General features: G+C 70.7%; 20 protein-coding genes and 2 pseudogenes. 10 read left to right on the forward strand and 12 right to left on the reverse strand.

Translation table 11 applies throughout. The annotated features are described in order from the left end of the window. Positions 1-14 precede the first annotated feature (14 nt). Positions 15-455, forward strand: coding sequence for a GTP-binding protein (locus tag BUB75_RS31365; protein ID WP_073261970.1), 441 nt, complete (start codon positions 15-17; stop codon positions 453-455). Positions 456-475: 20 nt separating this feature from the next. Here BUB75_RS31365 and BUB75_RS31370 read toward each other — a convergent pair whose 3' ends face one another. After that, positions 476-1,204: a class I SAM-dependent methyltransferase gene (locus BUB75_RS31370; protein ID WP_073261972.1), complete on the reverse strand. Its 729-nt coding sequence runs from the start codon at positions 1,202-1,204 to the stop codon at positions 476-478. A gap of 130 nt (positions 1,205-1,334) precedes the next feature. Here BUB75_RS31370 and BUB75_RS31375 point away from each other — a divergent pair, with 130 nt between their 5' ends. Genes BUB75_RS31375 through BUB75_RS31385 form a run of 3 tightly spaced genes read left to right on the forward strand, consistent with a single transcriptional unit; the run spans position 1,335 to position 3,517 of the window. Continuing rightward, entirely contained in the window at positions 1,335-2,744 is a 1,410-nt protein-coding gene (locus tag BUB75_RS31375) for an MFS transporter (RefSeq protein ID WP_073261974.1), read from the forward strand. Between the two features lie 9 nt (positions 2,745-2,753). Continuing rightward, a complete protein-coding gene (locus BUB75_RS31380; RefSeq protein ID WP_073261976.1) occupies positions 2,754-3,200 on the forward strand; it encodes an SRPBCC family protein in 447 nt (148 codons plus the stop codon). Further along, complete coding sequence (locus BUB75_RS31385; RefSeq protein WP_073261978.1) at positions 3,197-3,517, forward strand: ArsR/SmtB family transcription factor; 321 nt, start codon at positions 3,197-3,199, stop codon at positions 3,515-3,517. Before BUB75_RS31380 ends, BUB75_RS31385 begins: the two co-directional genes overlap by 4 nt. Positions 3,518-3,654: 137 nt before the next feature. On the opposite strand, the pseudogene BUB75_RS31390 reads toward BUB75_RS31385, so the two are convergent. Then, positions 3,655-3,795: pseudogene (locus BUB75_RS31390) on the reverse strand (serine hydrolase); the annotation flags it as partial. 336 nt (positions 3,796-4,131) lie between these two features. Between BUB75_RS31390 and BUB75_RS45655 the strand changes: the two are divergent. Then, positions 4,132-4,647, forward strand: coding sequence for a hypothetical protein (locus BUB75_RS45655; protein WP_073262077.1), 516 nt, complete (start codon positions 4,132-4,134; stop codon positions 4,645-4,647). A gap of 9 nt (positions 4,648-4,656) precedes the next feature. Here the strand turns inward: BUB75_RS45655 and BUB75_RS31405 are convergent, their stop codons facing one another. The 8 genes from BUB75_RS31405 to BUB75_RS31440 all read right to left on the reverse strand — a co-directional run bounded on the left by BUB75_RS31405 (position 4,657) and on the right by BUB75_RS31440 (position 13,435). Then, positions 4,657-5,484: a PaaX family transcriptional regulator gene (locus BUB75_RS31405; RefSeq protein ID WP_073261980.1), complete on the reverse strand. Its 828-nt coding sequence runs from the start codon at positions 5,482-5,484 to the stop codon at positions 4,657-4,659. Then, complete coding sequence (locus BUB75_RS31410) at positions 5,481-6,689, reverse strand: kynureninase (protein WP_073261982.1); 1,209 nt, start codon at positions 6,687-6,689, stop codon at positions 5,481-5,483. Before BUB75_RS31410 ends, BUB75_RS31405 begins: the two co-directional genes overlap by 4 nt. A 1-nt stretch (position 6,690) precedes the next feature. Continuing rightward, a complete protein-coding gene (locus BUB75_RS31415) occupies positions 6,691-7,482 on the reverse strand; it encodes a tryptophan 2,3-dioxygenase (RefSeq protein WP_084741940.1) in 792 nt (263 codons plus the stop codon). A 134-nt stretch (positions 7,483-7,616) separates the two neighbouring features. Further along, positions 7,617-9,203: a hypothetical protein gene (locus BUB75_RS31420; protein WP_073261984.1), complete on the reverse strand. Its 1,587-nt coding sequence runs from the start codon at positions 9,201-9,203 to the stop codon at positions 7,617-7,619. Further along, positions 9,200-10,987 (reverse strand): choline/carnitine O-acyltransferase, encoded by a 1,788-nt coding sequence (locus BUB75_RS31425; RefSeq protein WP_073261986.1) that lies wholly within the window; start codon positions 10,985-10,987, stop codon positions 9,200-9,202. Before BUB75_RS31425 ends, BUB75_RS31420 begins: the two co-directional genes overlap by 4 nt. Positions 10,988-10,989: 2 nt before the next feature. Then, positions 10,990-11,823, reverse strand: a complete 834-nt coding sequence (locus tag BUB75_RS31430) for a methyltransferase type 12 (protein ID WP_073261988.1) — start codon at positions 11,821-11,823, stop codon at positions 10,990-10,992. An 18-nt stretch (positions 11,824-11,841) separates the two neighbouring features. Further along, positions 11,842-12,693, reverse strand: coding sequence for a HalD/BesD family halogenase (locus tag BUB75_RS31435; protein WP_073261990.1), 852 nt, complete (start codon positions 12,691-12,693; stop codon positions 11,842-11,844). Between the two features lie 109 nt (positions 12,694-12,802). After that, positions 12,803-13,435, reverse strand: a complete 633-nt coding sequence (locus tag BUB75_RS31440; protein WP_073261992.1) for a TetR/AcrR family transcriptional regulator — start codon at positions 13,433-13,435, stop codon at positions 12,803-12,805. Between the two features lie 74 nt (positions 13,436-13,509). Here BUB75_RS31440 and BUB75_RS31445 point away from each other — a divergent pair, with 74 nt between their 5' ends. Then, entirely contained in the window at positions 13,510-14,421 is a 912-nt protein-coding gene (locus BUB75_RS31445) for a zinc-binding dehydrogenase (RefSeq protein ID WP_073261994.1), read from the forward strand. A gap of 115 nt (positions 14,422-14,536) precedes the next feature. Further along, positions 14,537-15,898: an FAD-dependent oxidoreductase gene (locus BUB75_RS31450; protein ID WP_084741928.1), complete on the forward strand. Its 1,362-nt coding sequence runs from the start codon at positions 14,537-14,539 to the stop codon at positions 15,896-15,898. Between the two features lie 46 nt (positions 15,899-15,944). Here the strand turns inward: BUB75_RS31450 and BUB75_RS31455 are convergent, their stop codons facing one another. After that, complete coding sequence (locus tag BUB75_RS31455; protein WP_084741929.1) at positions 15,945-16,811, reverse strand: alpha/beta fold hydrolase; 867 nt, start codon at positions 16,809-16,811, stop codon at positions 15,945-15,947. Positions 16,812-16,943: 132 nt separating this feature from the next. Further along, positions 16,944-17,693, reverse strand: a complete 750-nt coding sequence (locus BUB75_RS31460) for a helix-turn-helix transcriptional regulator (protein ID WP_073261998.1) — start codon at positions 17,691-17,693, stop codon at positions 16,944-16,946. Positions 17,694-17,741: 48 nt separating this feature from the next. On the opposite strand from BUB75_RS31460, the gene BUB75_RS31465 reads away from it, so the two are divergent. The 3 genes and pseudogenes from BUB75_RS31465 to BUB75_RS31475 all read left to right on the forward strand — a co-directional run bounded on the left by BUB75_RS31465 (position 17,742) and on the right by BUB75_RS31475 (position 19,028). After that, on the forward strand, positions 17,742-18,137 hold the full coding sequence (locus BUB75_RS31465) for a hypothetical protein (RefSeq protein WP_073261999.1): 396 nt from the start codon (positions 17,742-17,744) through the stop codon (positions 18,135-18,137). After that, positions 18,134-18,505 (forward strand): DUF4345 family protein, encoded by a 372-nt coding sequence (locus BUB75_RS31470; RefSeq protein WP_073262001.1) that lies wholly within the window; start codon positions 18,134-18,136, stop codon positions 18,503-18,505. The genes BUB75_RS31465 and BUB75_RS31470 overlap by 4 nt, the downstream gene beginning before the upstream one ends. A gap of 124 nt (positions 18,506-18,629) precedes the next feature. Further along, positions 18,630-19,028, forward strand: a pseudogene (locus tag BUB75_RS31475) (VOC family protein). Positions 19,029-19,271 lie beyond the last annotated feature (243 nt).

Here is a 19,271-nt window from a genome sequence, read left to right on the forward strand (position 1 = left end):
TTCCCGAGTGCGGCGTGGCGTCTCTCCTGTTCGAATCCCGGAGGCCGTTCCACCCCCAGCGGCTCCACGACGCGCTCGAGGAGCTGGCCGACCGGGCCCTGCGCGCCCGCGGCCAGCTCTGGATCGCCAGCCAACCCGACACCGCCCTCGGTTTCGAGGTCGCCGGTGGCGGTGCGGTGATGGACAGGCTCGGCCGCTGGCTGGCAGCCCTTCCGCCGAGCCGCTGGAACGACGCGCCGCCGAGCCGCCTGCTGACCGTCGACGCCACCTGGGACCCGTACTACGGCGATCGCCGCACCGAACTCGCCTTCATCGGCGTCGACCTGGCCGCGGACGCCGTGACGACGATCCTGACCGACTGCCTGCTGACCGACGACGAACTCGCCGACGGCTGGGGTGCCTGGAGCGCCCTGCCGGATCCCTTCGCGGGCTGCTTCAGCGTTCCCGAGCCGTAAACCTTCGACGAGGGCGACGGTCAGCCCGCGGCGACCGCGCGGACGACGTCGAGCGAGCCGATCTGAGCCTCGAACCCGGCCGCCGACAGCTCCGCCAGCAGCGTGGACGGCGCCACGACGTACCACTGGTAGTCCGCCGTCGTCTCCTGTACGACGCGATCCGCGTGGTCGCGCACCCGGTAGCGCATGCGCCACCGCACAGCCTCTGCGCCGGCCGGCGTCGCTGCGCCGCTGCCCTGGTAGGTGCGCCCCCCGACGCGTACCGACACGAAGACCGACTCCGGCAGCTCCACCGGCTCGGCGGGCGGCTGGAGGTTGAGTACCAGCGGGGCGCCCGGCGCGAGGCGTGCCCCGATGCGCTCCCAGAGCGCGCGCCGGTCGTCCGGTCGCAGGTGGCCGATCATGTTCATCGCCAGCACGCCGCCGAGCCGGTCGGGTAGCTCGACGCCTGCCGCGTCGGCGGCGACGACCGTGACCCGTTCGCGGACCGCCGGCTCCGAGCCGAGGCGGGCGAACAGGGCTGCGCGCTGAATCGCCGACGGCTCGACCGCGACGATGTGCGCCTCGGGTAGCACTCCGGCGAGCAGCTCGGTGCCCAGACCACTGCCGGCGCCCAGATCCACGAGCGGGCCGGCGTCCGCCGCCGCACCGTTCAACGCGCCCAGGACGGGCCCGCGTAACGCCTGCCACGCCTCGCGGCTGAAGAGATCCAGGAACTCTCCGGACTCGGCGTACTCGTCGCGATTCATCGGTCCTCCACTCGGGCTCAGATCGTAATGATAATCATCACCATTACGGCAGGTGCAACCCTGCAGTTGCAGGTGCCCGATCGATGTGCAACTGTTGGGTTGCACTAGACGAGACGAAGGGAACCGCCTCATGACCCTCGATCCGGACTCGCCGGCACAGCTGCGCGGTCGACAGCGACTGGCGCTGGTCGTGCTCCTCGGCGCCGGATTCATGCTGTCCGTCGACTTCTCCATCCTCAACGTGGCGCTCCCGCAGATGGGCGAGGGCGCCGGCATCACGCTCGCCGACCTGCCCTGGATCGCCAGCGCCTACGCATTGCCCGCGGCCGGCTTCACGTTGCTGTTCGGCCGGGTCGCCGACCTGTTCGGACGCCGCAGGCTGTTCCTGGTCGCGATGGTCCTGCTCCTCGCGGCCTCGCTGCTGGGCGGGTTCGCCACCAACGCCGCGACGCTGCTGACCGCACGTGTCCTGCAGGGCTTCGCCAACGCGATCGCGATCCCGGCCGCGATGGCCCTGCTGATCACCGCGGTCACGGACGACCGGGCCCGCGCCCGCGTTCTCGGCCTCAACGGCGCCCTGCTCTCCGGCGGCTTCACCGTGGGCGCGCTGGTCGGCGGCAGCCTGGTCAGCGCGCTCGACTGGCGGTGGGCGTTCTGGATCAACGTGCCGGTGGCGCTCGTCATCGTCGCGCTGACCCCGTTCGTGGTGCGCGAGAGCGCCCGCCCGGCCGGCGTGAAGCTCGACGTGCCCGGTGCCGTCGCGGTGACGACCGGTCTGCTCGCGCTCGTTTACGGTGTTCTGCTGCGCGACTGGATCGCGTTCGTCGTCGGCGTCGTTCTCCTGGGCGTCTTCTGGTTCATCGAGACGCGCGCCACGGCTCCTCTGGTGTCGCTGCAGCTGCTCAACCGGCCGTCGGTCAAGTGGGGCAACTTCGGTGGCGTCGTCGCGTTCGTCATGGCCACCGGCCTCAACTTCGTCCTCACCGTCTACCTGCAGGAAGTACTCGACCTCACGCCGTTCGCGACCGGCCTGGTCTTCGGCCTCCCCGGCCTCGCCGCGGTGTTCGCCGGGATCCTCGCCGGACGGCTGATCGGTCGGTACGGCTACCGGCCGGTGCTCGCCGCCGGGCTGCTCACGCAGGGGCTCATGGTCGCTCCGATGCTGCTGATCGGCGACTCGACGACGAGCCTGTACCTCGTCGTCCCGTCGCTGTTCCTGCTGTACTTCGGGCACGTCACCGCGATCGTCGCCTACACGGTCACGGCCACATCGGACCTGGAGGAGGGCGAGGCCGGCCTGGCGACCGGCCTCACGTCGCTCGCTCAGCAGATCGCGGTCACGATCGGGATCCCGATCTTCGGTGCGATCGCCGCCACCCGGTCGGACCTGACCGAGGGCGTTCACCTGGCGATGCGCGTGCAGGTCGTCGCGGTCACGCTGGCCGTCGTACTCATCTGGATCGGGCTGCGCACACCGCGCCGGGGACAGCCGACCGCGACGAGCAACACTAAGGTTGCGCATGAGCGGGCTTCGAGCTGAGGTGGGGTCGTGAACCGGGACAGGATCCAGCGCGAGACGTTCGTGAAGGCGCCGGTGGAGCGGGTGTGGGCGGTGATCACCGAACCGAAGCACGTCGGCGTGTGGTTCGGGCAGGGCGCGCCGGCCGAGGTCGACCTGCGGCCGGGTGGGATCATGCGCCTCGATCACGGGGAACACGGCGTGTACCCGACGCTGATCGTGGCGGTCGACCCGCCGCGCTACCTCGCCTATCGGTGGGCCGGCGGGTACCCGGGCGAGGTCGCCGACGAGGCCAACTCGACGCTGGTCGAGTTCTTTCTCGACGCCGAGGAGGACGGCACCCGGCTGCGGGTCACCGAGTCAGGCTTCGCCGCGCTCACGATCCCGGCCGAGCGCGAGCGCAGCGCCGGGTACGACAGCCACGACCGCGGATGGCGCGAGGTCGTGGACAACCTCAAGGAGTACGCGGAGCGATGATCGCCGAACTGGAGGTGCTCTCGGCCCTGTCCGACCCGACCCGGTGGGAACTGCTCAACGAGATCGCCGACCGGGGCGGCAGCACCGCGACCGTCCTCGCCGTCGGACGGCCGGTGAGCCGGCAGGCGGTGGTGAAACATCTCGGCGTCCTGGAGCGCGCCGGCCTGGTGACGGGCCGGCGCGCCGGGCGGGAGATGCGCTACGTCGTCCGGGCTGAACGGCTCGACCAGACCGCGCGGTGGATGGCCGAGGCGGCGAGCCGGTGGGACGCGCGGCTGGCCACGATCAAGGAACTGGCCGAGAATCCGGACGCCTGAACGCGCTGAGCGCCCGGCACTCAGCTGAACACTTCGGCGACGAGGCGCTTCTTCGCCTGCTCGAGGGCCCCCGATGGCGCCGAGGTCCAGGTCGGCGTCCCCGAAGGTCAGCGAGCCGGTCAGCGTCCGGCTGCCGTCCGGCGCTGCATTTCGTCGGCGTAGGAGTGGCCGGTGACGCTCTCGACCAGCAGCTTGGCCAGCACGTAGTTGGTGTTGGAGTAACTCCACCCCGCGCCCGGCTCGAACCGCGGAGGCTTGGACAACGCCAGCCGGACCATTCCAGAACCAGTCCGACGCCGCCTCGCGCTACGGGTTGGTCAACAATCACCGGGAAGACCGAGAACCGTCGATAGCCCGGTTGAACGCACTGGTCGAGGCCAAGCTGCGCGCTGCGGGCATCGACGTCCCCCACCAGTGACACCCGCCTGCGCGGTCAGACGAGCGGGCTGGGCAGCGCCTGGCTGAGGTACTGCGCGGCCCCGACGCCGAGGAAAGGTTCCCTCGACGAGCCACCGCAACACGATCGCCGTCGATCAACGGTGCCGTGCCTGCCGCAGAAAACGGCGGCCGCCGATGCACTGGCGTGCAGCAGCGCCCGCTGGTTCGATGTCGCGATGACTACACAGCTAATCACAGCAACTGCAGCCGTGCTGGGCGCAGCCATCGGAATGGGTGGCGCCATTCTTGCCGCTTTCACGAATGGCCGAAATCAACGCGAACTTGCCCATGTCCAGCAAAGGGTAGCGTGGCTCAAAGAAGAGCGAGTCTCATGCCAGTCACTTCTTGCTTGTTTGGATATCTACCGCATGGTCGTTGAGGAAATAGCCTGGGCGGCACCCGGTGCAAGAGCACAGCTGAAAAACTACTACTGGGAGGCGTGGAAGGAGCTCGTATCAGCCAACGCAACGCTCCAGCTTGCCTCACGACATGACTTAGTCAAGACGGCTGACGGGATCATGAATTCCGCGCGGGAAGTTGACAATTGCGCATGGGACATGATCCATAAAGGCCAAGTGGACGAGAACGAATACAAGCGCGTCAAGAACACGCTGACTGAGCTTCGGGACCGGTTCGTTGCCGAAGTTCGGCCCCTCGCCGCGGGCAGCATAGGCCGCGATTTGGCGACGTGAGGGGGCACGTTAGGGCGCCACGTGCGCGGCGCCGGTGACCTGTTCGGCGTAGGCGTGGGCGCGGGGCAGGACGTGGTCGCGCAGCTCGAGGAAGAGCGCGACGCTGCGGTGCCCGGGCCAGTCCGCGGGCAGTAACCGGGCCGGCAGGCCGGGGTCGATGTACGGGATGATCCGCCAGCTGTCCAACCCGTGGATCCAGGCCCGGAACGCGTCCTCGGGTGTGTCGCCGAGCGTCGTTGGCGTGTCCCCGTGCGCCGCGAGGAACGCGTCGTGCCGGGCGCGGATGGAGCCCAGGTCCCACCAGCGGGTCACGTCGGCGGGTCCGCGGACCTCGGTCGCCAGGAACACCGTCGCGTTGGACGACAGCCCCAGGTCGGCCAGGATCTCCTCGACCTCCCCGGTCAGGTACTCCGGGCAGATCCAGAGCGCCGGCGACACCGCGCCGCAGCCGATCCACGTCAGCCGCCGGCGGAGCTGGTGACGCAGGTCGCGGTTCTCCTCCGGCACCGAGTAGGAAATCAGGCACCAGCGGTCGCCGTCGGCCATCGTCCGGGGGTGGAAGATCCGCCGGTCGCCGCGTTCGAGCATCGGGATCGCGTCCGGGACGAGCGCGTAACCCGGCACCCCGTCCCGGCTCTGCGCGGCGAGCAGCCCCTTGGCCTTGATGCGGGCCAGCGCGGTCCGCGTGCGTGCCTCCGGCAAGCCGACCGTTCCCGCCAGCTCGACCAGGTGCGCGACCGCGATCCAGCCGCCGAGCCGCCGCAGCGAGGTGCCGACGATCGTCCGGAGCAGCGACGTCGTACTGCCCGGCGAGGACTCCGTGTCGTCCAGGATCACTGTTGCTGCCCCAACTCGTCGCCGACGATCTGCAGGCCCTCAGCCACCTCGGTGAAGCTGGTGGACAACGGCGAGAGGCCGACCCGCATGCCGTGCGGGGGACGGAAGTCCGGCAGCACGCCGCGCTTCCAGAGCAGCGGAACGATCTCCCGGAACGCCGGGTGGTCGAGCGTCACGTGGCCGCCGCGCAGCGCGGCGTCGCGCGGCGTGGAGACGCGGACCCCCAGCGGAACGAGCAGCTCGTCGGCGAGCTCCAGCACGAACTCGGTGAGCGCGACCGACTTGGCGCGGATCGCGTCCAGGCCCGCCTCGTCGATGAGGTTCAGCATGTCGCGCATCGGCAGCATCCCGAGCACCGGCGGTGTGCCGCTGACGAACTGGCGGATGCCCGGCGCCGGTTCGTACCGCGGCCCCATCGCGAACGGGTCGGCCGAGCCCATCCAGCCCTGGATCGGCTGCCGGGCGGTCTCCTGGAGTGCGGTGGTGACGTAGGCGAACGCTGGTGCTCCGGGGCCGCCGTTGAGGTACTTGTAGGTGCATCCGACGGCGATGTCGACGCCCCAGGCGTCCACCTCCATCGGGACGACGCCCACCGAGTGGCACAGGTCCCAGATCACCAGCGCGCCGGCATCGTGAGCGACCGCGGTGATCGCGGGCACGTCGGCGAGGTAACCGGAGCGGTAGGCGACGTGGCTGAGCAGGACGATCGCAGTCTCCGGCCCGACGACCCCGGCCACCTGCGAGGCGGTGACGCCGGTCGCCGGGTCGGCGTCGATCCAGCGCAGGGTCGCGCCGCGCTCGGCGGCGATCCCCTCCAGGACGTAGCGGTCGGTCGGGAAGTTCTCGGTGTCCAGCACGATCTCGGTACGGGCGGGGCGCGCGTCGAGCGCGGCCCTGGCCACCTTGTAGAGCATCACGGTCGTCGAGTCGCCGACGACGGTCTGCCCCGGTGCGGCGCCCAGCGCGACCCGGCCTATCGTGTCGCCCAGCGTCGTCGGCGTTTCGGTCCAGCCCTCGTCCCAGGCGCGGATCAGCCGGTCGCCCCAGTCCTGGTCGACGAACCGCACGAGGTTGTCGCGGGTGGCCAGCAGCGGACGCCCCAGCGAGTTGCCGTCGAGGTAGGCGACGACCGGGGCGGGCACGAACCGGTCCCGGTACGCCGCCAGCGGGTCCGCGGCGTCGAGCGCTGCCGCGCGTTCCATCATCTCAGCCACCGATCCGCGCGCGAACGCTGTAGAGCTCCGGGAAGAACGTGAGGTCGAGCGCGCGGCGCAGGAACGGCACGCCGGACGAGCCGCCGGTGCCGGGCTGGGTGCCGATCATGCGCTGCACGGTGCGCAGATGCCGGAACCGCCAGAACTGGAACGCGTCCTCCAGGTCGACCAGGTCCTCGCAGGCCTCGTAGACGTCCCAAGCCACCGCGGGGTCGTCATAGACGCCCTCGAACACCGGGATCAGGTCCGGTGCCTCCACCCAGGCCTGCCGGACGTCCCGGTCGAGCAGGTCCGCCGGGATCGCGTAGCCACGGCGGGCGAGCATCCGCAGGAACGCGTCGTAGAGGCTGGGTTCCTCCAGCAGCGTGTGCAGCGTCTCGTGTGCCGGCGGGTCGGCCTCGAAGACCGCGAGCATGTCCGCGTTCTTGTTCCCGAGCATGAACTCGACCGCGCGGTACTGGTACGACTGAAATCCGGACGACGGGCCGAGGATCGTGCGGAACTCCGCGTACTCGCTGGGGGTCATCGTGGCCAGGACCGACCACTGCTCGGTCATCGTCTCCAGGATCCGTTTGACCCGGGCCAGCCGCTTGAGCGACCACGACAGCTGATCGGCGTCGAGCAGATCGCGGGCCGCGCGGAGCTCGTGCAGCATCAGCTTGAGCCACAGCTCCGAGGTCTGGTGCTGGATGATGAACAGCATTTCGTCGTGGTGAGCCGGGGCGCTGAGCGGCTGCTGGGCACCGAGGATCAGATCCAGGCGGAGGTAGGAGCCGTAGCTCATCGCGTCCCGGAAGTCCGTCCGCACCCCGCTCTCGAGCGGGCGTTCGCCTTTGCTGATGTTCACGACAAGTCTCCGTCCCCCTGGTCGTCACCAGCGTATCTCACGCTGGTGACGACCGTAAGGAACGTGAGAGATCAGTCGCCGGTCAGCGCGGGAAAAGCGACCCGCACGCTGGTGAGGAACGGCTGGTAGCCGTCGAAGCCGGAAGCGCCCGCAGCCGCCCAGAGCGCGTCGAACGCCGCGGCGAGCGGATCCTCGTGCGCGGCGGCGAACACCGCGGGCAGCGCCATCGCCTGCTGCGAGAAGTTCGGCGTGCCCTGCGGCCGGACCGGGCTCGGCGGGGACGTGACCACGGTCCGGGGAGCACGCGGGTCGGACCACAACCGGTCCCAGGTCGCGGCCTCGTCCTCGAACGGCTGCTCGCCGCGTTCGAGGCTCGACAGCCCGGCCGCGATCCAACCGACGGTGTCCAGCCCGGAGATCGCGCAGGCCCGGCGCGCGGCCCAGCGGGCGATGTCGCGCTGGAGGCCGGGGTCAGCGGCCGCGATCACGTCGACGAGGTCCCGGTCGTAGTTCGCCAGACCCCGCGCGTTGGATCGAAGCGCACGCAGGCGATCCGTCGGCGGTCGGCCGCCCCACTCCTTGGCCTCCGCCCGTTCCCGCCTGCGGACGGCGGCCGCGTGCGCCTCGGCGACTTCCGCCGCGAGTTCGGCCAGGGTCCGCTCCCACGGATGCGGGGTCTCCGACCCGGTGGACGCCCGGTCGAGCAGGTGATCCCAGATCAGTCCGAGCGGAATCGCGTCACCACCACGGACGCCACGGTGGTGGACGGTCAGTTCTCCGTCCGAGCGGCCCGGCACGGACTCGACCGTGAGTTCCACCGAGCCGGGCACCTCGTCGGGAACCGGCCCGGCGGCGTTCTCCCAGCGCCACTCGGACACCGTCGTGCCGGTTCCCAGGCGCGCGGTGAGCGGGCCGGCACTCAGCCGCAGGTCACGGAGCCCCAGCGCCCCGTCGGGATCGGCCACGATCGCGGCCGCACGGGCCGCGGGCAGGGTCCGGCTGCGGCGCACCGCCACCCGCGGCTCCGGCGCGGTCGACCGTCCGGGGACGCGCGGCACGAACGCCGGATGCGGCGCCGTCCGCCGCCGTCGCACCACCGCCTCGCGCAGGACGTCGTCGACGCCGGTGACGAGGTGCACCATCGCCCAGCCCGCCGCACCGGCCGGAGGGGCGCTCCACGGTTGCGCCGACAGCCGGTCGGCGCACAGCGTCCGGAAGCCGGTGTCGGTCGTGACCGGCCACAGCACGATCTCGTACTGCTCGGCGGGCCCGCCGGCGTCCTCCTCACCCTCAGGTGTGCGGTTCCGCGCCCGCACCTGCACCCGGAGCAGGCCCGGTCCGGGCACCGCGATCGCCCTGAAGGCCTCCGGGCTCTCCCCCATCAGGCCGTGCACGGACAGCTCACCCTCCGGGCACCACAGCGTGGTCTCGGTGACCGCGTCCCACCCCGCAGGGTCGGCGGGTGCCGCCGTCCGCACCGTCACCCGGACGTCGACCCACCCGGTGTGCGGGCCGGTCATCACGGTCAGGTCGCCCGCGCCGGTGAGGTGCACGAGGTCGTCACCGGCCTGGTAGATGCCCAGCTCGGAGTGCGTATCGACGCACGTGGTGACCTGCATCTGGTGGTAGGAGACGAAGACCCGTTCGAAACCGGTCACAGCAGATCGGCGAGCTCGCCCAGCGCCCGGCCGAGTTCGGTGGCGAACCGCTCCATACCGTCGGCCACCGCACGCGGCGTGCTGAGATGGACCGCCAGCCGGTCGGGCAGCAGCACGTAGCCGACGCCGATGCACTGGCTGCTGGTCGAGCCGAACCCGAAGTAGTCGATCGAGGTCGACGGCGCCGAGCTGGTGCTCAGGTAGTCGTCCCGCAGGATCGTCCAGCCCGGCGAGCGGAACAGCGCGGGCTCGGCGTCCACACCGATGGCCTCGCCGCGCCGCTGGATGAGCTGCAGCTCCCACAGGTGCTGCTCGGGCGCCTGGATGGCCTGGCACTCCTTGGCCCGCCGGACGTGCGCCTCGGCCGCGGCCCGGAACGCGGCGCGCCGGGCGTCGGGTGTGGCGTCCGGGTCGTCCATCGCGGCGACGAACTCCACCGCCTCGGGGGTGACGACCCGCATCGCCTCGGTGCGACCGCGCTGGTACTGCCGGGTGGCGATCGACTCGTAGGTGGCGCCGGTAAGCCCCTTCGCCCGCCGGTGCGCCAGCTGGTAGGCCATCTGGACGAAGGCGTCCGGCGACATCCGGAGCTGCTTGGCCCGGTCGGAGCCGAAGTCGGTGAACGTGAGCACGGTCGTCGCGGTCGCCGCCGCGTAGTCGGCGAAGTCCGCTCCGGCCGCCCGGACGGCGGTTCGCAGGGCGTCATCCAGCACGAACGTCACCGGCGCGACGGTCGGGGAGCCCTGGGAGCGGGCGCCGGCGGCCACCGCGTGTTCGGCCGCCGAAGAGCCCAGCACCGCGTCGACGAACCGGAGGATCGTGGTGCCGTCGAGCTCGCAGTGCTCGACGTTGATGCCGGCCCGCCCGTTGGCGAACACCACGAACGACACGGCCTTGTCGAACCAGCGGTTGCCGCTGTCGCCGTGCAGGAGGTGGTCGGCCGCGATCAGGTCGTCGGTCGGTGCGACGTCCTCGAGGCAGACGCAGAACAGCGCGCTCTCGACGTCGTCCAGAGCGGCGGCGTTCGCGGGGTCGAGCGCGAGCAGCGCCTGCCGGTCGGCGGCCCAGGCGGCCCTGGCCTTGGTGGTCAGGTGCCCGACCGGGTGTGACGCAGCGTCCGAACCGGCGTCCAGGACGCTCTGCAGCGCACCGGCGATCTCGTCGAGCGCGTACGGCTCGCCGCCCGGCCCGAGCACGTCGACCTTGCGGGCGACGCCCCGGTGGAGCACCAGGATGTGCCGGGCCCGGGACGGTCCGTCCCAGCCGTTGCCGTAGGGGCCGCGCACGGTGTCCTGCACCTCTCCCGGGATCCGGGTGGTGGAGAACAGGTACTTGTTCTGCTCCATCGTCTGCGGTACACCGCGCACCACCGCTGGTGCGAGCGTTTCGGCGTCCACCGAATGCTTGAAGGCGAGCGCGCCCGCGATGAGAGCCGTCGCGCGTTCGACCTGGGTCTGACCGGAGTCGGCGAACAAGAAGAAGAAGTTCGCGTTGAGCGCGATCCGGTCGCGGCGCCCGAGGTACCGGTACGGCCAGAACGTGTCGAGCCAGCTGTGGACGCCCTCGGTGGCGTCGAACTTCTCCAGCACCTGGTGCAGCGGGCGGCCGGGCCCGTCAGGGGCGAGGAAAGCCGCGACCTCGGCCTCGGTCTGCGCGAGTTGCTCGGGGGTGAGCAGCGGCGCGCACCACTGCAGGAAGCGCTCGCAGGACGCTTCGAGCGTCGGGAGCGGTACCCGCGGAAGGAGGTCCTCGTTGCCGAACGTGCGGGTCGACCACTCGGGCACGGCTATGCAGCCTTTCTGTTGCGCGGGCGGGAGAGGTAGAGCTGGGCGTAGAACCAACCGTCCGCTTCCAGGCCGGTGGCGTCAACGCCCAGGTCGGACAGTCGGTCGAGGACCGAGGTCCGCTCGTGGTCGGTAGCGAACCGCCGCTGCCGGAACGGACGGTCGATGCGGACCGTGGTGTAGCCGAGGTCGCCGAGCTCGGCGGCGATCGCGTCGTAGGGGAACATCCGCAGGCAGAAGTGAGCCATCCACGGCAGCCTGCCGCCGGCCGCGTCGACGACCCGCAACAGCGTCTTCTCGGTGACGTACCCGAGGCAGCCGGTGGACACGACCAGGTCGGTACCGGCCAGTTCGGAGCGTTGCGCGTCGGTCGGCTCGTCCGCCTCGAAGTCGGCGTGCAGGGCGCCGTCGAGGAACCCGGCCGCGACCGCGTAGTCCAGCGCCGGCCGGGAGACGTCCAGACCGACACAACGCGGAGCGTCGGGCCTGCGGCGCGCGTCGACGAACGCCCGGTCGGCGGCGACCAGCTCGGCGCGGGAGAGGGAGGCGGCCGCGGCGTACCGCTCGGTCAGCTCGGCGACGCTCGTGCCGCACCGCAGCAGCGCGCCGTTGACCCCGTAGGAACTGCCGATGTCGAGCACGGTGGGCGTGGCGATCCCGGTTTCGGTTCGGTACTCGCCGATCAGACGCTCGAAATGCGGCAGGGCGAGGTCGGGGATGCGGTAGTCGAACTGCTGGAGGGTCGCGTAGAACGCGCGTGGATCAGGGCGGGTGTAGATGTCGTCGAAGGAGACTTTCCCGGTCCGGTCATGGGCAACGGTGTCTTCGGTCGGCACTACGAGGTCCCTCCGTGGTTAGTCGAGCAGTTCGTCGACGCGCACGGCCCGGGCCCGATGTTCGGGCAGGACGCGGCCGAACAACTGGCGGGTGCGGGCCGGGCTGCCCACGACGCCGGGGCGCTCCGAGTAGGAGAAAATCGCGGTGTGGCGCTGGCGTTCGCCCTCGACGGTGGTCACGCGGTGCAACGCGTAGCGGCCACGAAAGAGTTGGAGGTCGCCGGGGCGCAACGTCAGGCGATGCGCCCGCTGCTGGTCGCGGCCCTCGATCACGGCCTTGACGTCCGCGAAGTTCTCGGCCGATGCCGACCGGATCTCCGGGCAGTACTCGAACACCCCACCGCGCTCGGGTTCCTGGGTGAGCAGGCTGACCGCGAACTCGTTGGTGTCGAAGTGCCACGGGTGGCCCTTGCCCGGCGCCACGACGTTGAGGCAGAGACCGGCGAGCGGATCGGCCAGCTCATACACCTCGGGCAGTCCGAAGCAGGCCGCGACGAACCGCTGGAACCGCGAGTCGGTGTAGAGCCGGTGGATGATCGTGTCGCGGGGAATCAGATCCCGGGCGGTGAAGGCGTTCTCCCGGCGCATCGGGGTGCGTGCCGGGTGGTCCTGCGGTAAGTCGTCGTCGACGTCCACGTTGTAGACGTTCACGGTCTCCACGTCGAAATGGGCCAGTGGTGCCACCGTCGCGCACTCGGCGCGGAGCGCCTCGTGCAGCGCGGGCCGGATGAAGTCGGGGACGACGCTGCAGCCCTCGGTGGCCAGCTCGGCCCGCACCCGCTCGACCACCGCCCACCAGGCCGGGCTCTCCGGTTCCGACACCGGATAACGCCCGGTGTCGACCACGTCCAGATCGGTCGTCGCGCCCATCTACCGCCTCGCCTGTGGATCCGCCGTCGGGTCCCTAACTGGGTAGCACACTGGTCGAAATAGGACCGGGGCACTCAAAGGGATGTGACCCTTCCCACCGGGCGATGGGTTACCGCGGAATCGCGGTCAGCGTGAGGCTGCCGGGCAGCGCGGCGACGGCGGTTCGCACCCGGGCGGCCAGGTCGGCGCTGTCCGGCCGAGCGGTGCCCGCCCCCCAGCCCTCGATCGCGTAGTGAAAAGCCGAGACGAGCATGTCCGCCGCGAGCCGTGGCCGCGGATCGTCCAGGGCTCCGACGTCGAACCGCCGGTGCGCGATCTCCAGCAGCGCGCGGGTGGTGCGCTCACAGAACTCGCGGTTGTGCGCGTCCATCGACGGGGTGTTCTGCGCGAGCCGGTGACTCTGCCGCGCCCGCCGTGCCCACTCCTCGTCGCCGATCCGGTCCAGCGCGGCGACCAAACACTCCTCCAGCAGCGTCAACAGCGTGCGGCCGGGGTTTTCTGCGGTCTCCAGTTCGGCCAAGACAGCGAGCCACATGTCCTGCAACGGAGCCATCGCGACGTCTTCCTTGCTCACGAAGTTGCGGAAGAACGTGCGCTTGGAGACGTCGACTCCGTCACAGAGCTCGTCGAGCGTGACGTCGGCGAAACCCCGAGCGGTGAACAGCTCCAGGGCGGAATCGATCAGCGCTTGGCGGGTGCGCTGCTTCTTGCGTTCGCGGAGCGGGGCGGGGAGCTCGGTCACGACGGAAGGGTAGCTCGGCAGCAACTGCCTCCTATAGGCTTTCGCCACTCAGTGGCACTTGTTGGGAGATCACCGTGCGCGCCTTGCTCGTCGACCGCTCCACCCCGTCCGGCCTGCGTTTAGGCCAGGCCGATGACCCGATACCCGGCGCCGGACAGGCGCTCGTCCGAACGACGGCGACCTCGCTCAACGCGGGAGAAGTCGTGCACGCGGTCCCGAACGCGCCGGACGGCACGGTGCTGGGCTGGGACGCGGCCGGTGTTGTGGAGCGCGCGGCAGCCGACGGCTCCGGGCCACCGGCGGGCACCCCGGTAGTCACGGTCGGCCCGGCCGGAGCGTGGGCGGAACTGCGTGCGGTCGACACCGCGATGCTCGGCGTGGCGCCGGCCGGCGCCGACCTAGGTGCGCTCAGCACGGTCCCGGTGGCCGGAGTCAGCGCGTTGCTTGCCCTGCGCCGGATCGGCCCGCTGCTCGGCAAGCGGATTCTGATCACCGGCGCGACCGGCGGGGTAGGACGGTACGCCGTGCAGCTGGCTCACCTCGCGGGCGCCCGCGTGACGGCGTCCACCGCCGACCCCGCCCGGCAGGGCGAGAGCCTGCGGACGCTGGGTGCCGACGACGTCGTCGTCGAGGGGCGTTTTGACGGCGTCGTCGACCTGGTCGGCGGCGAACAACTGGTCGACGCGTTCGGCCGGCTGACGCCCGGCGGAACGCTGGTGGCTGTCGGACATTCGGCCGGGCAACCGGCGATGTTCCCGTTCGGAGCGCTCTTCGGCGACGTCGGCCACGACCGCACCCTGGTCACGTTCTACCTGCTGGATTGCCCACGCTTCGACGACGAGCTGAGCTGGCTGGCCGGCCGGGTGGCCTCCGGAGCTCTGGATCCGCAGATCTCGTGGCGCGGCAGCTGGGAAGCCGCCGACGACGCCCTGGCCGCCCTCCGGGAACGCCGTTTGCACGGCAAGGCGGTTCTGGACATCAGCTAGTGCCCACCTGATCGGGGCGAATCAGGCTCTATCGGATCGGCGACTGAGTCGTCTTCTTGCGTTGAAGTGACGCCAGGATCACCTGCCGTAATGAAAGTCCACGAAGGGATCCCCCGTGAGCGCATCACCGGCGCACGTGTTCAGGAGGCTGAGCAGTACGCACCAACCGCACGTTCCGAACAAACGCTTGCGGCACGCGGTGGTGCTCGGTGGCAGCGTCGCCGGTCTGCTCGCCGCGCGGGTACTGGCCGACCACGCCGAGGACGTCGTCGTCGTCGAGCGCGACGACTCGGTGGACGGCGAGCGGCGGGGCGTGCCGCAGCGTTTTCAGGTCCACGCGCTGCTGCCGGGCGGGCGTGCGCAGATCGAACGCTGGTTCCCCGGGTTCACCGACGAGGCGATCGGCCACGGTGCGGTGTTCACGAACGCGCACCAGACCCAGCAGTGGGCCGACGACGTCTGCTCGGTGACGACTCCCAACGCCGTGCTGCTGAACGCCAGCCGCAGCTTCATCGAGGCACAGTTGCGCCGTCACACCCGGGCGCTGCCGAACGTCCGGCTGCTCACCGCGTTCGCCACCGGGCTGGAATACCGCGACGGCCGGGTCAGCGGCGTCCGGCTCGACGCGGGCGAGTCGCTGCCCGCCGCCTTCGTGGTGGACGCCATGGGCCGGTCCAGCCGCTTGTCGGACTGGCTGGAGCGGGACGGCTGGGAGGCGCCGGAGCTCGAGCGGATGCAGATCGACGTCAACTACGCGACGGCGTACTTCAAGCGCTCCCAGGTTCAGCCACCGGTCGGTGCCGCGATCTCACGCTTCACCCCCGGCTATCACAAGAAGACGCAGGCCGCACTCAACGGCATCGAGGACGGCCAGTGGATGCTGATGCTGATGACCTACGGCGACGACCGGCTGTCCCGCGACTGGGACGAGTTCCTGACACGCTGCGCGGACCTGCCGCCGGTCTTCGCCGCCGTCGCGCGGGAAGAACCGGTCGGCGAGGTCCACACCTACCGGATGGCCGACGCCCGGCGACGCCGCTACGACCGGGCGGCTCGGCTCCCGGGCGGCCTGGTCAGCGTCGGCGACGCCGTGGCGTCGTTCAACCCCGTCTACGGACAGGGCATGTCCTCGGCGACGCTGCACGCGTCCTGCCTGTCGGAGTACCTCTGTGACGGTGCGGACCCCTCCGCCGCCGCGACCGATTTCCTCCGGCTGCAGAAAGTCGTGGTGGACGCTGCCTGGGACCTCTCCACCTCGGGCGACGCCGAGCGGCTGGAGACCGGCAAGCCCCCACTGCCGGTCCGGCTGCAGCGTGCCCTGATCAACCAGGTGATCGCGGCCTCGGTCGTCGACGTGACGATCGGGACGAAGTTCAACGACGTCGCGTTCATGAACACGCACCCGAGCACGCTGGCCGCGCCGTCGGTCCTGCTCAGGTCCGTGTGGGCTAATCGCCGGCGGCAACCGCCACGGTGACGACGGCCCGGAGCCCGGCCTCCCCGTGCAGGCCGGGCTCCGCTACCTACTTGGTGGACGCCACGAGCTCGGCAATCGCGGCGGCGAACCGCTCCGGCTCCTCGACGTGACCGAGATGGCCGCTCTCCTCGAGGATGACCAGCCGGGATCCGGGAACCAGATCGTGGATCTCCCGGGCCCAGCGCTCACCGCAGATGACGTCGTACCGGCCGCCGATCACGAGCGTCGGCACGGTGAGCCCGGCCAGCAGCTCGCGGTCCTGCACGGTGTCGGGGTTGCCGTCGGCGTCGAGGCCGGAGATGTAGGTGACGCTGGTGTTGTCGCGGTACGGCGCCAGCTCCTGCTCCCGCTCCCAGTAGTGCGCGAAGTACGCCGGCAGCAGGCCGCGCAACGTCCGCGTGAGTTGCTCGTCGTCGGTGATCGACCCGACCGAACCGATCGCCTCCAGCACCGCGGGCAGCTCGGGGTTGCCGTCGTTGCGCCGGGCGAACTCCCCCACCTGACGTGCCGCCTCGGCCTGGTGCTCCGCCCCGGTGACCGGAGCGCTCTCGTACAGCACCACCCCGGCGAGCCGCTCGGGGTGGTGCGCGGCGTAGTACTGCGCGACGAAGCCGCCGTACGAGTGCCCGAGCAAATAGACCCGCTCTTCGCCGACGTCGTCGAGAACCCGGTCCAGGGCCGCGGCGTACACCGCCCGGGTGTAGCCGTTCGGATGCGTCGGGAGACGCCCGGATTCACCGGTGCCGAGCGGTTCGACGTAGACCACGGTCGTGGCCCGCTCGACCTCGGGCATCCGAAGCGAGTCCCAGGAGACACCGGGGCCTCCGGGCACCGCCACCAGCACCGCGGCCCCCTGGCCGTGGACGTGGTAGCGCTGCGCGATCCCGTTCACCTCGACGGTGCGGGTAGTCATCGTGAATCCCGTTCCTTCCGGCTGCTCAGCACGGGCAGCTGCCCATGGCCCGACCGTGCCGGACCAGGGCCGCACGCCGAACCGGTGCCGGACCCTGGCGGGTGACCCCAGGGGTCCCGGGTCAGCCTGGCTTCACCCGCAGATCGTGATGTCGGTGCCCAGCAGATGACGCGGTGGCAGACCGAACATGGCGTGGAACGCGCTGGTGAAATGCGATGGGCTGGCGAACCCGGCGTCGACGGCGGCCGTCGTCAGGTCGGCTCCGTCGCGGATCAGCCCGGCGGCGCGGCGCATGCGCACCCACAGGCGGTAGCGGCGGAAGCTGGTGCCGGTTGCCTCGCCGAACAGGTGCAGGAACCGTGACGGGGACAGCCCGACGAGCGCGGCCAGGTCGGCGGCGCTGCGGTCGGCGTGTTCGTACAGGGCGCTGACCGCGGTACGGATCCGCGGGTCCATGGCACCGTGAGGCCCCGTGGCGGTGTCCAGCCAGCCCTGGGCCGTCTCATCGGTGAGGTCACCGGCGGTCGCGGCCAGGACGTCCTCGTGCCGGTGCCGGTAAGCGATCATCGTGTCCGACGTCGTCATGACGCGGACGCAGTCGCGGTACCGGCTTGAGGCGGGGTCGAGGTAGCAGAACGCCATCCGGTCGGCCGCGGCGATGACCTGATGAGTCAGCCGCGGCGGGATCAGCGCGCTGCGCACCGGTGGCCCGGGCACGCCGTCGACGCCGACCGTGAACGTTCCACCGATCGCGATCGCCAGGCAGGCCACCGAGCCGCGGTGCGGGTCGAGCCCGAGGGACGGTCCGACGTACACCGCTTGGCCGGGCCACAGCCAGAGCCGCGGCCGGTAGCACGTTCGTGAAAGCGGCCCCGCCTGCATCAGCCCATCGTGGCAGGAACAGGTCCTCACGAAGAGCGGAGTACAGGCATGCGGTGGCGCGCGCGGGTGAAACAGCTGCTGCTCGTCGGCATCGGTACGGCGATCGGCTTCAACGGCGTGGCGGTGGCCGTTGCTCCCGGGCGTATGCAGACGGCCTACGGCATCGACGACCCCACGCCCGACCTCACGGTGCTGTTACGCCATCGGGCGGTGATGCTGGCGCTGATCGGCGCCGTGGTGGTGGTCTCCGCCTGGCGTCCACCGCTGCGCCCGACCGCGCGCGTCGTCGCCGCGGTGAGCATGACGTCGTTCGTGCTGTTCGCCTTCGGCACCGGAGTCAACGCCGCTCAGCAGCGGGTCGCGATCGCCGATATGGTCCTGTTGGTGGCGCTGGCCACCGCGACCGCGCTGCCCGACGAGCCCCGGCCGGCGGCGCGCCCGTGACCAGCGTCCTCATCGTTGTTGTTGCAGTGTTCTTCGCGGGCATGGGCATCGTCGGCCTGGCCGCGCCGGTGGCGCTGGTCAAGCCGTTCGGCATCACGCTGTCCGGCGCGGCGGCCCGGACCGAGATCCGCGCCGTCTACGGCGGATTCGGCGTCGCGATCGCTGTCGTGCTGGCAGTGGCGGTCACCGACCTGGGCGGCATCCGCACCGGAGCCGTGACCACCGTGGCCGCCGCGTTGCTCGGCATGGCCGGCGGCCGGTTGGTCGCCCGCGTCGTCGAGACACCTCGTTGCTTCTACCCGACGTGGTTCTATTTCTGGGTGGAGGTGGCCGGCGCGGCCGGGCTGCTGCTCGCCGCATGGGCCTGAGGCGGCGCCGCGTCGAGATGCGGGGTCGGCGCGGCCATGGCCGCCGTTCTCATCGTGCTCGGCGCTCACACAATCCCGCAGATCCATCGCCGCGGCGCGAACGCAGGAGTGGGATCATCGTCGGGTGCTAGGCCATCTGGGAGTCAACGTGCCCGATCTGGCGGCCGCGAAGGCATACTACGACCAGATTCTGCCGATGGCGGGTTTCGAGGAGTTCTTCGCGGCCGACGAAGAGTTCTCCTACCGGCCCGCGAACGGTAAGCCGGGCACCTACCTGTTCTTCTATCCGGCGCAGAAACCCGGCGACTACTCCCGGCACCGCACCGGCCTCCAGCACTTGGCCTTCACGGTACGGACGCGGTCGGCGGTGGAAGCCCTGCACGCTCGGGCGATCGAGCTCGGCAGCCTGATCCTGCACGCGCCGCGGCACTTCCCGGAGTATCCGGCTCCGTGATACGCCACGTTCTGGCTGGACCCGTTCGGATTCAAGCTGGAAGCCGTCTGCCATCACGACCGCGACTAGGGCGCCGTTCCCGCCGTCGGACGCGGATCGGTGCTGCTCCGGCTGAAGTCCGCGTTCCTTTCGGGACCCACCTAGCGGCTCCCACGAAGCGGCCGGGGAGCCCGTTGGGGCTTCCCGGCCGTTTGTTTGTGTTGGGGGGGTTCGGCTTAGTAGCCGTAGTCCCAGCAGTAGTCACGCTTCTTGTGGTGGCGGCGACGGCGGCGCGGCTTGTAGCAGTCGTTGTAGTCGTAGTCGTTGCAGTGG

Origin of the sequence: Cryptosporangium aurantiacum (genome assembly GCF_900143005.1) — a bacterium.
Lineage (GTDB): Bacteria > Actinomycetota > Actinomycetes > Mycobacteriales > Cryptosporangiaceae > Cryptosporangium > Cryptosporangium aurantiacum.

Bases quoted from the DNA above. Each gene is read 5' to 3' on its own strand.
- BUB75_RS31465 (WP_073261999.1), top strand. From the start codon at position 17,742: ATGCGGTGGCGCGCGCGGGTGAAACAGCTGCTGCTCGTCGGCATCGGT.
- BUB75_RS31460 (WP_073261998.1), bottom strand. From the start codon at position 17,693: ATGCAGGCGGGGCCGCTTTCACGAACGTGCTACCGGCCGCGGCTCTGG.
- BUB75_RS45655 (WP_073262077.1), top strand. From the start codon at position 4,132: ATGACTACACAGCTAATCACAGCAACTGCAGCCGTGCTGGGCGCAGCC.
- BUB75_RS31385 (WP_073261978.1), top strand. From the start codon at position 3,197: ATGATCGCCGAACTGGAGGTGCTCTCGGCCCTGTCCGACCCGACCCGG.
- BUB75_RS31410 (WP_073261982.1), bottom strand. From the start codon at position 6,689: ATGATGGAACGCGCGGCAGCGCTCGACGCCGCGGACCCGCTGGCGGCG.
- BUB75_RS31370 (WP_073261972.1), bottom strand. From the start codon at position 1,204: ATGAATCGCGACGAGTACGCCGAGTCCGGAGAGTTCCTGGATCTCTTC.
- BUB75_RS31455 (WP_084741929.1), bottom strand. From the start codon at position 16,811: ATGACTACCCGCACCGTCGAGGTGAACGGGATCGCGCAGCGCTACCAC.
- BUB75_RS31415 (WP_084741940.1), bottom strand. From the start codon at position 7,482: ATGAGCTACGGCTCCTACCTCCGCCTGGATCTGATCCTCGGTGCCCAG.
- BUB75_RS31375 (WP_073261974.1), top strand. From the start codon at position 1,335: ATGACCCTCGATCCGGACTCGCCGGCACAGCTGCGCGGTCGACAGCGA.
- BUB75_RS31435 (WP_073261990.1), bottom strand. From the start codon at position 12,693: ATGGGCGCGACGACCGATCTGGACGTGGTCGACACCGGGCGTTATCCG.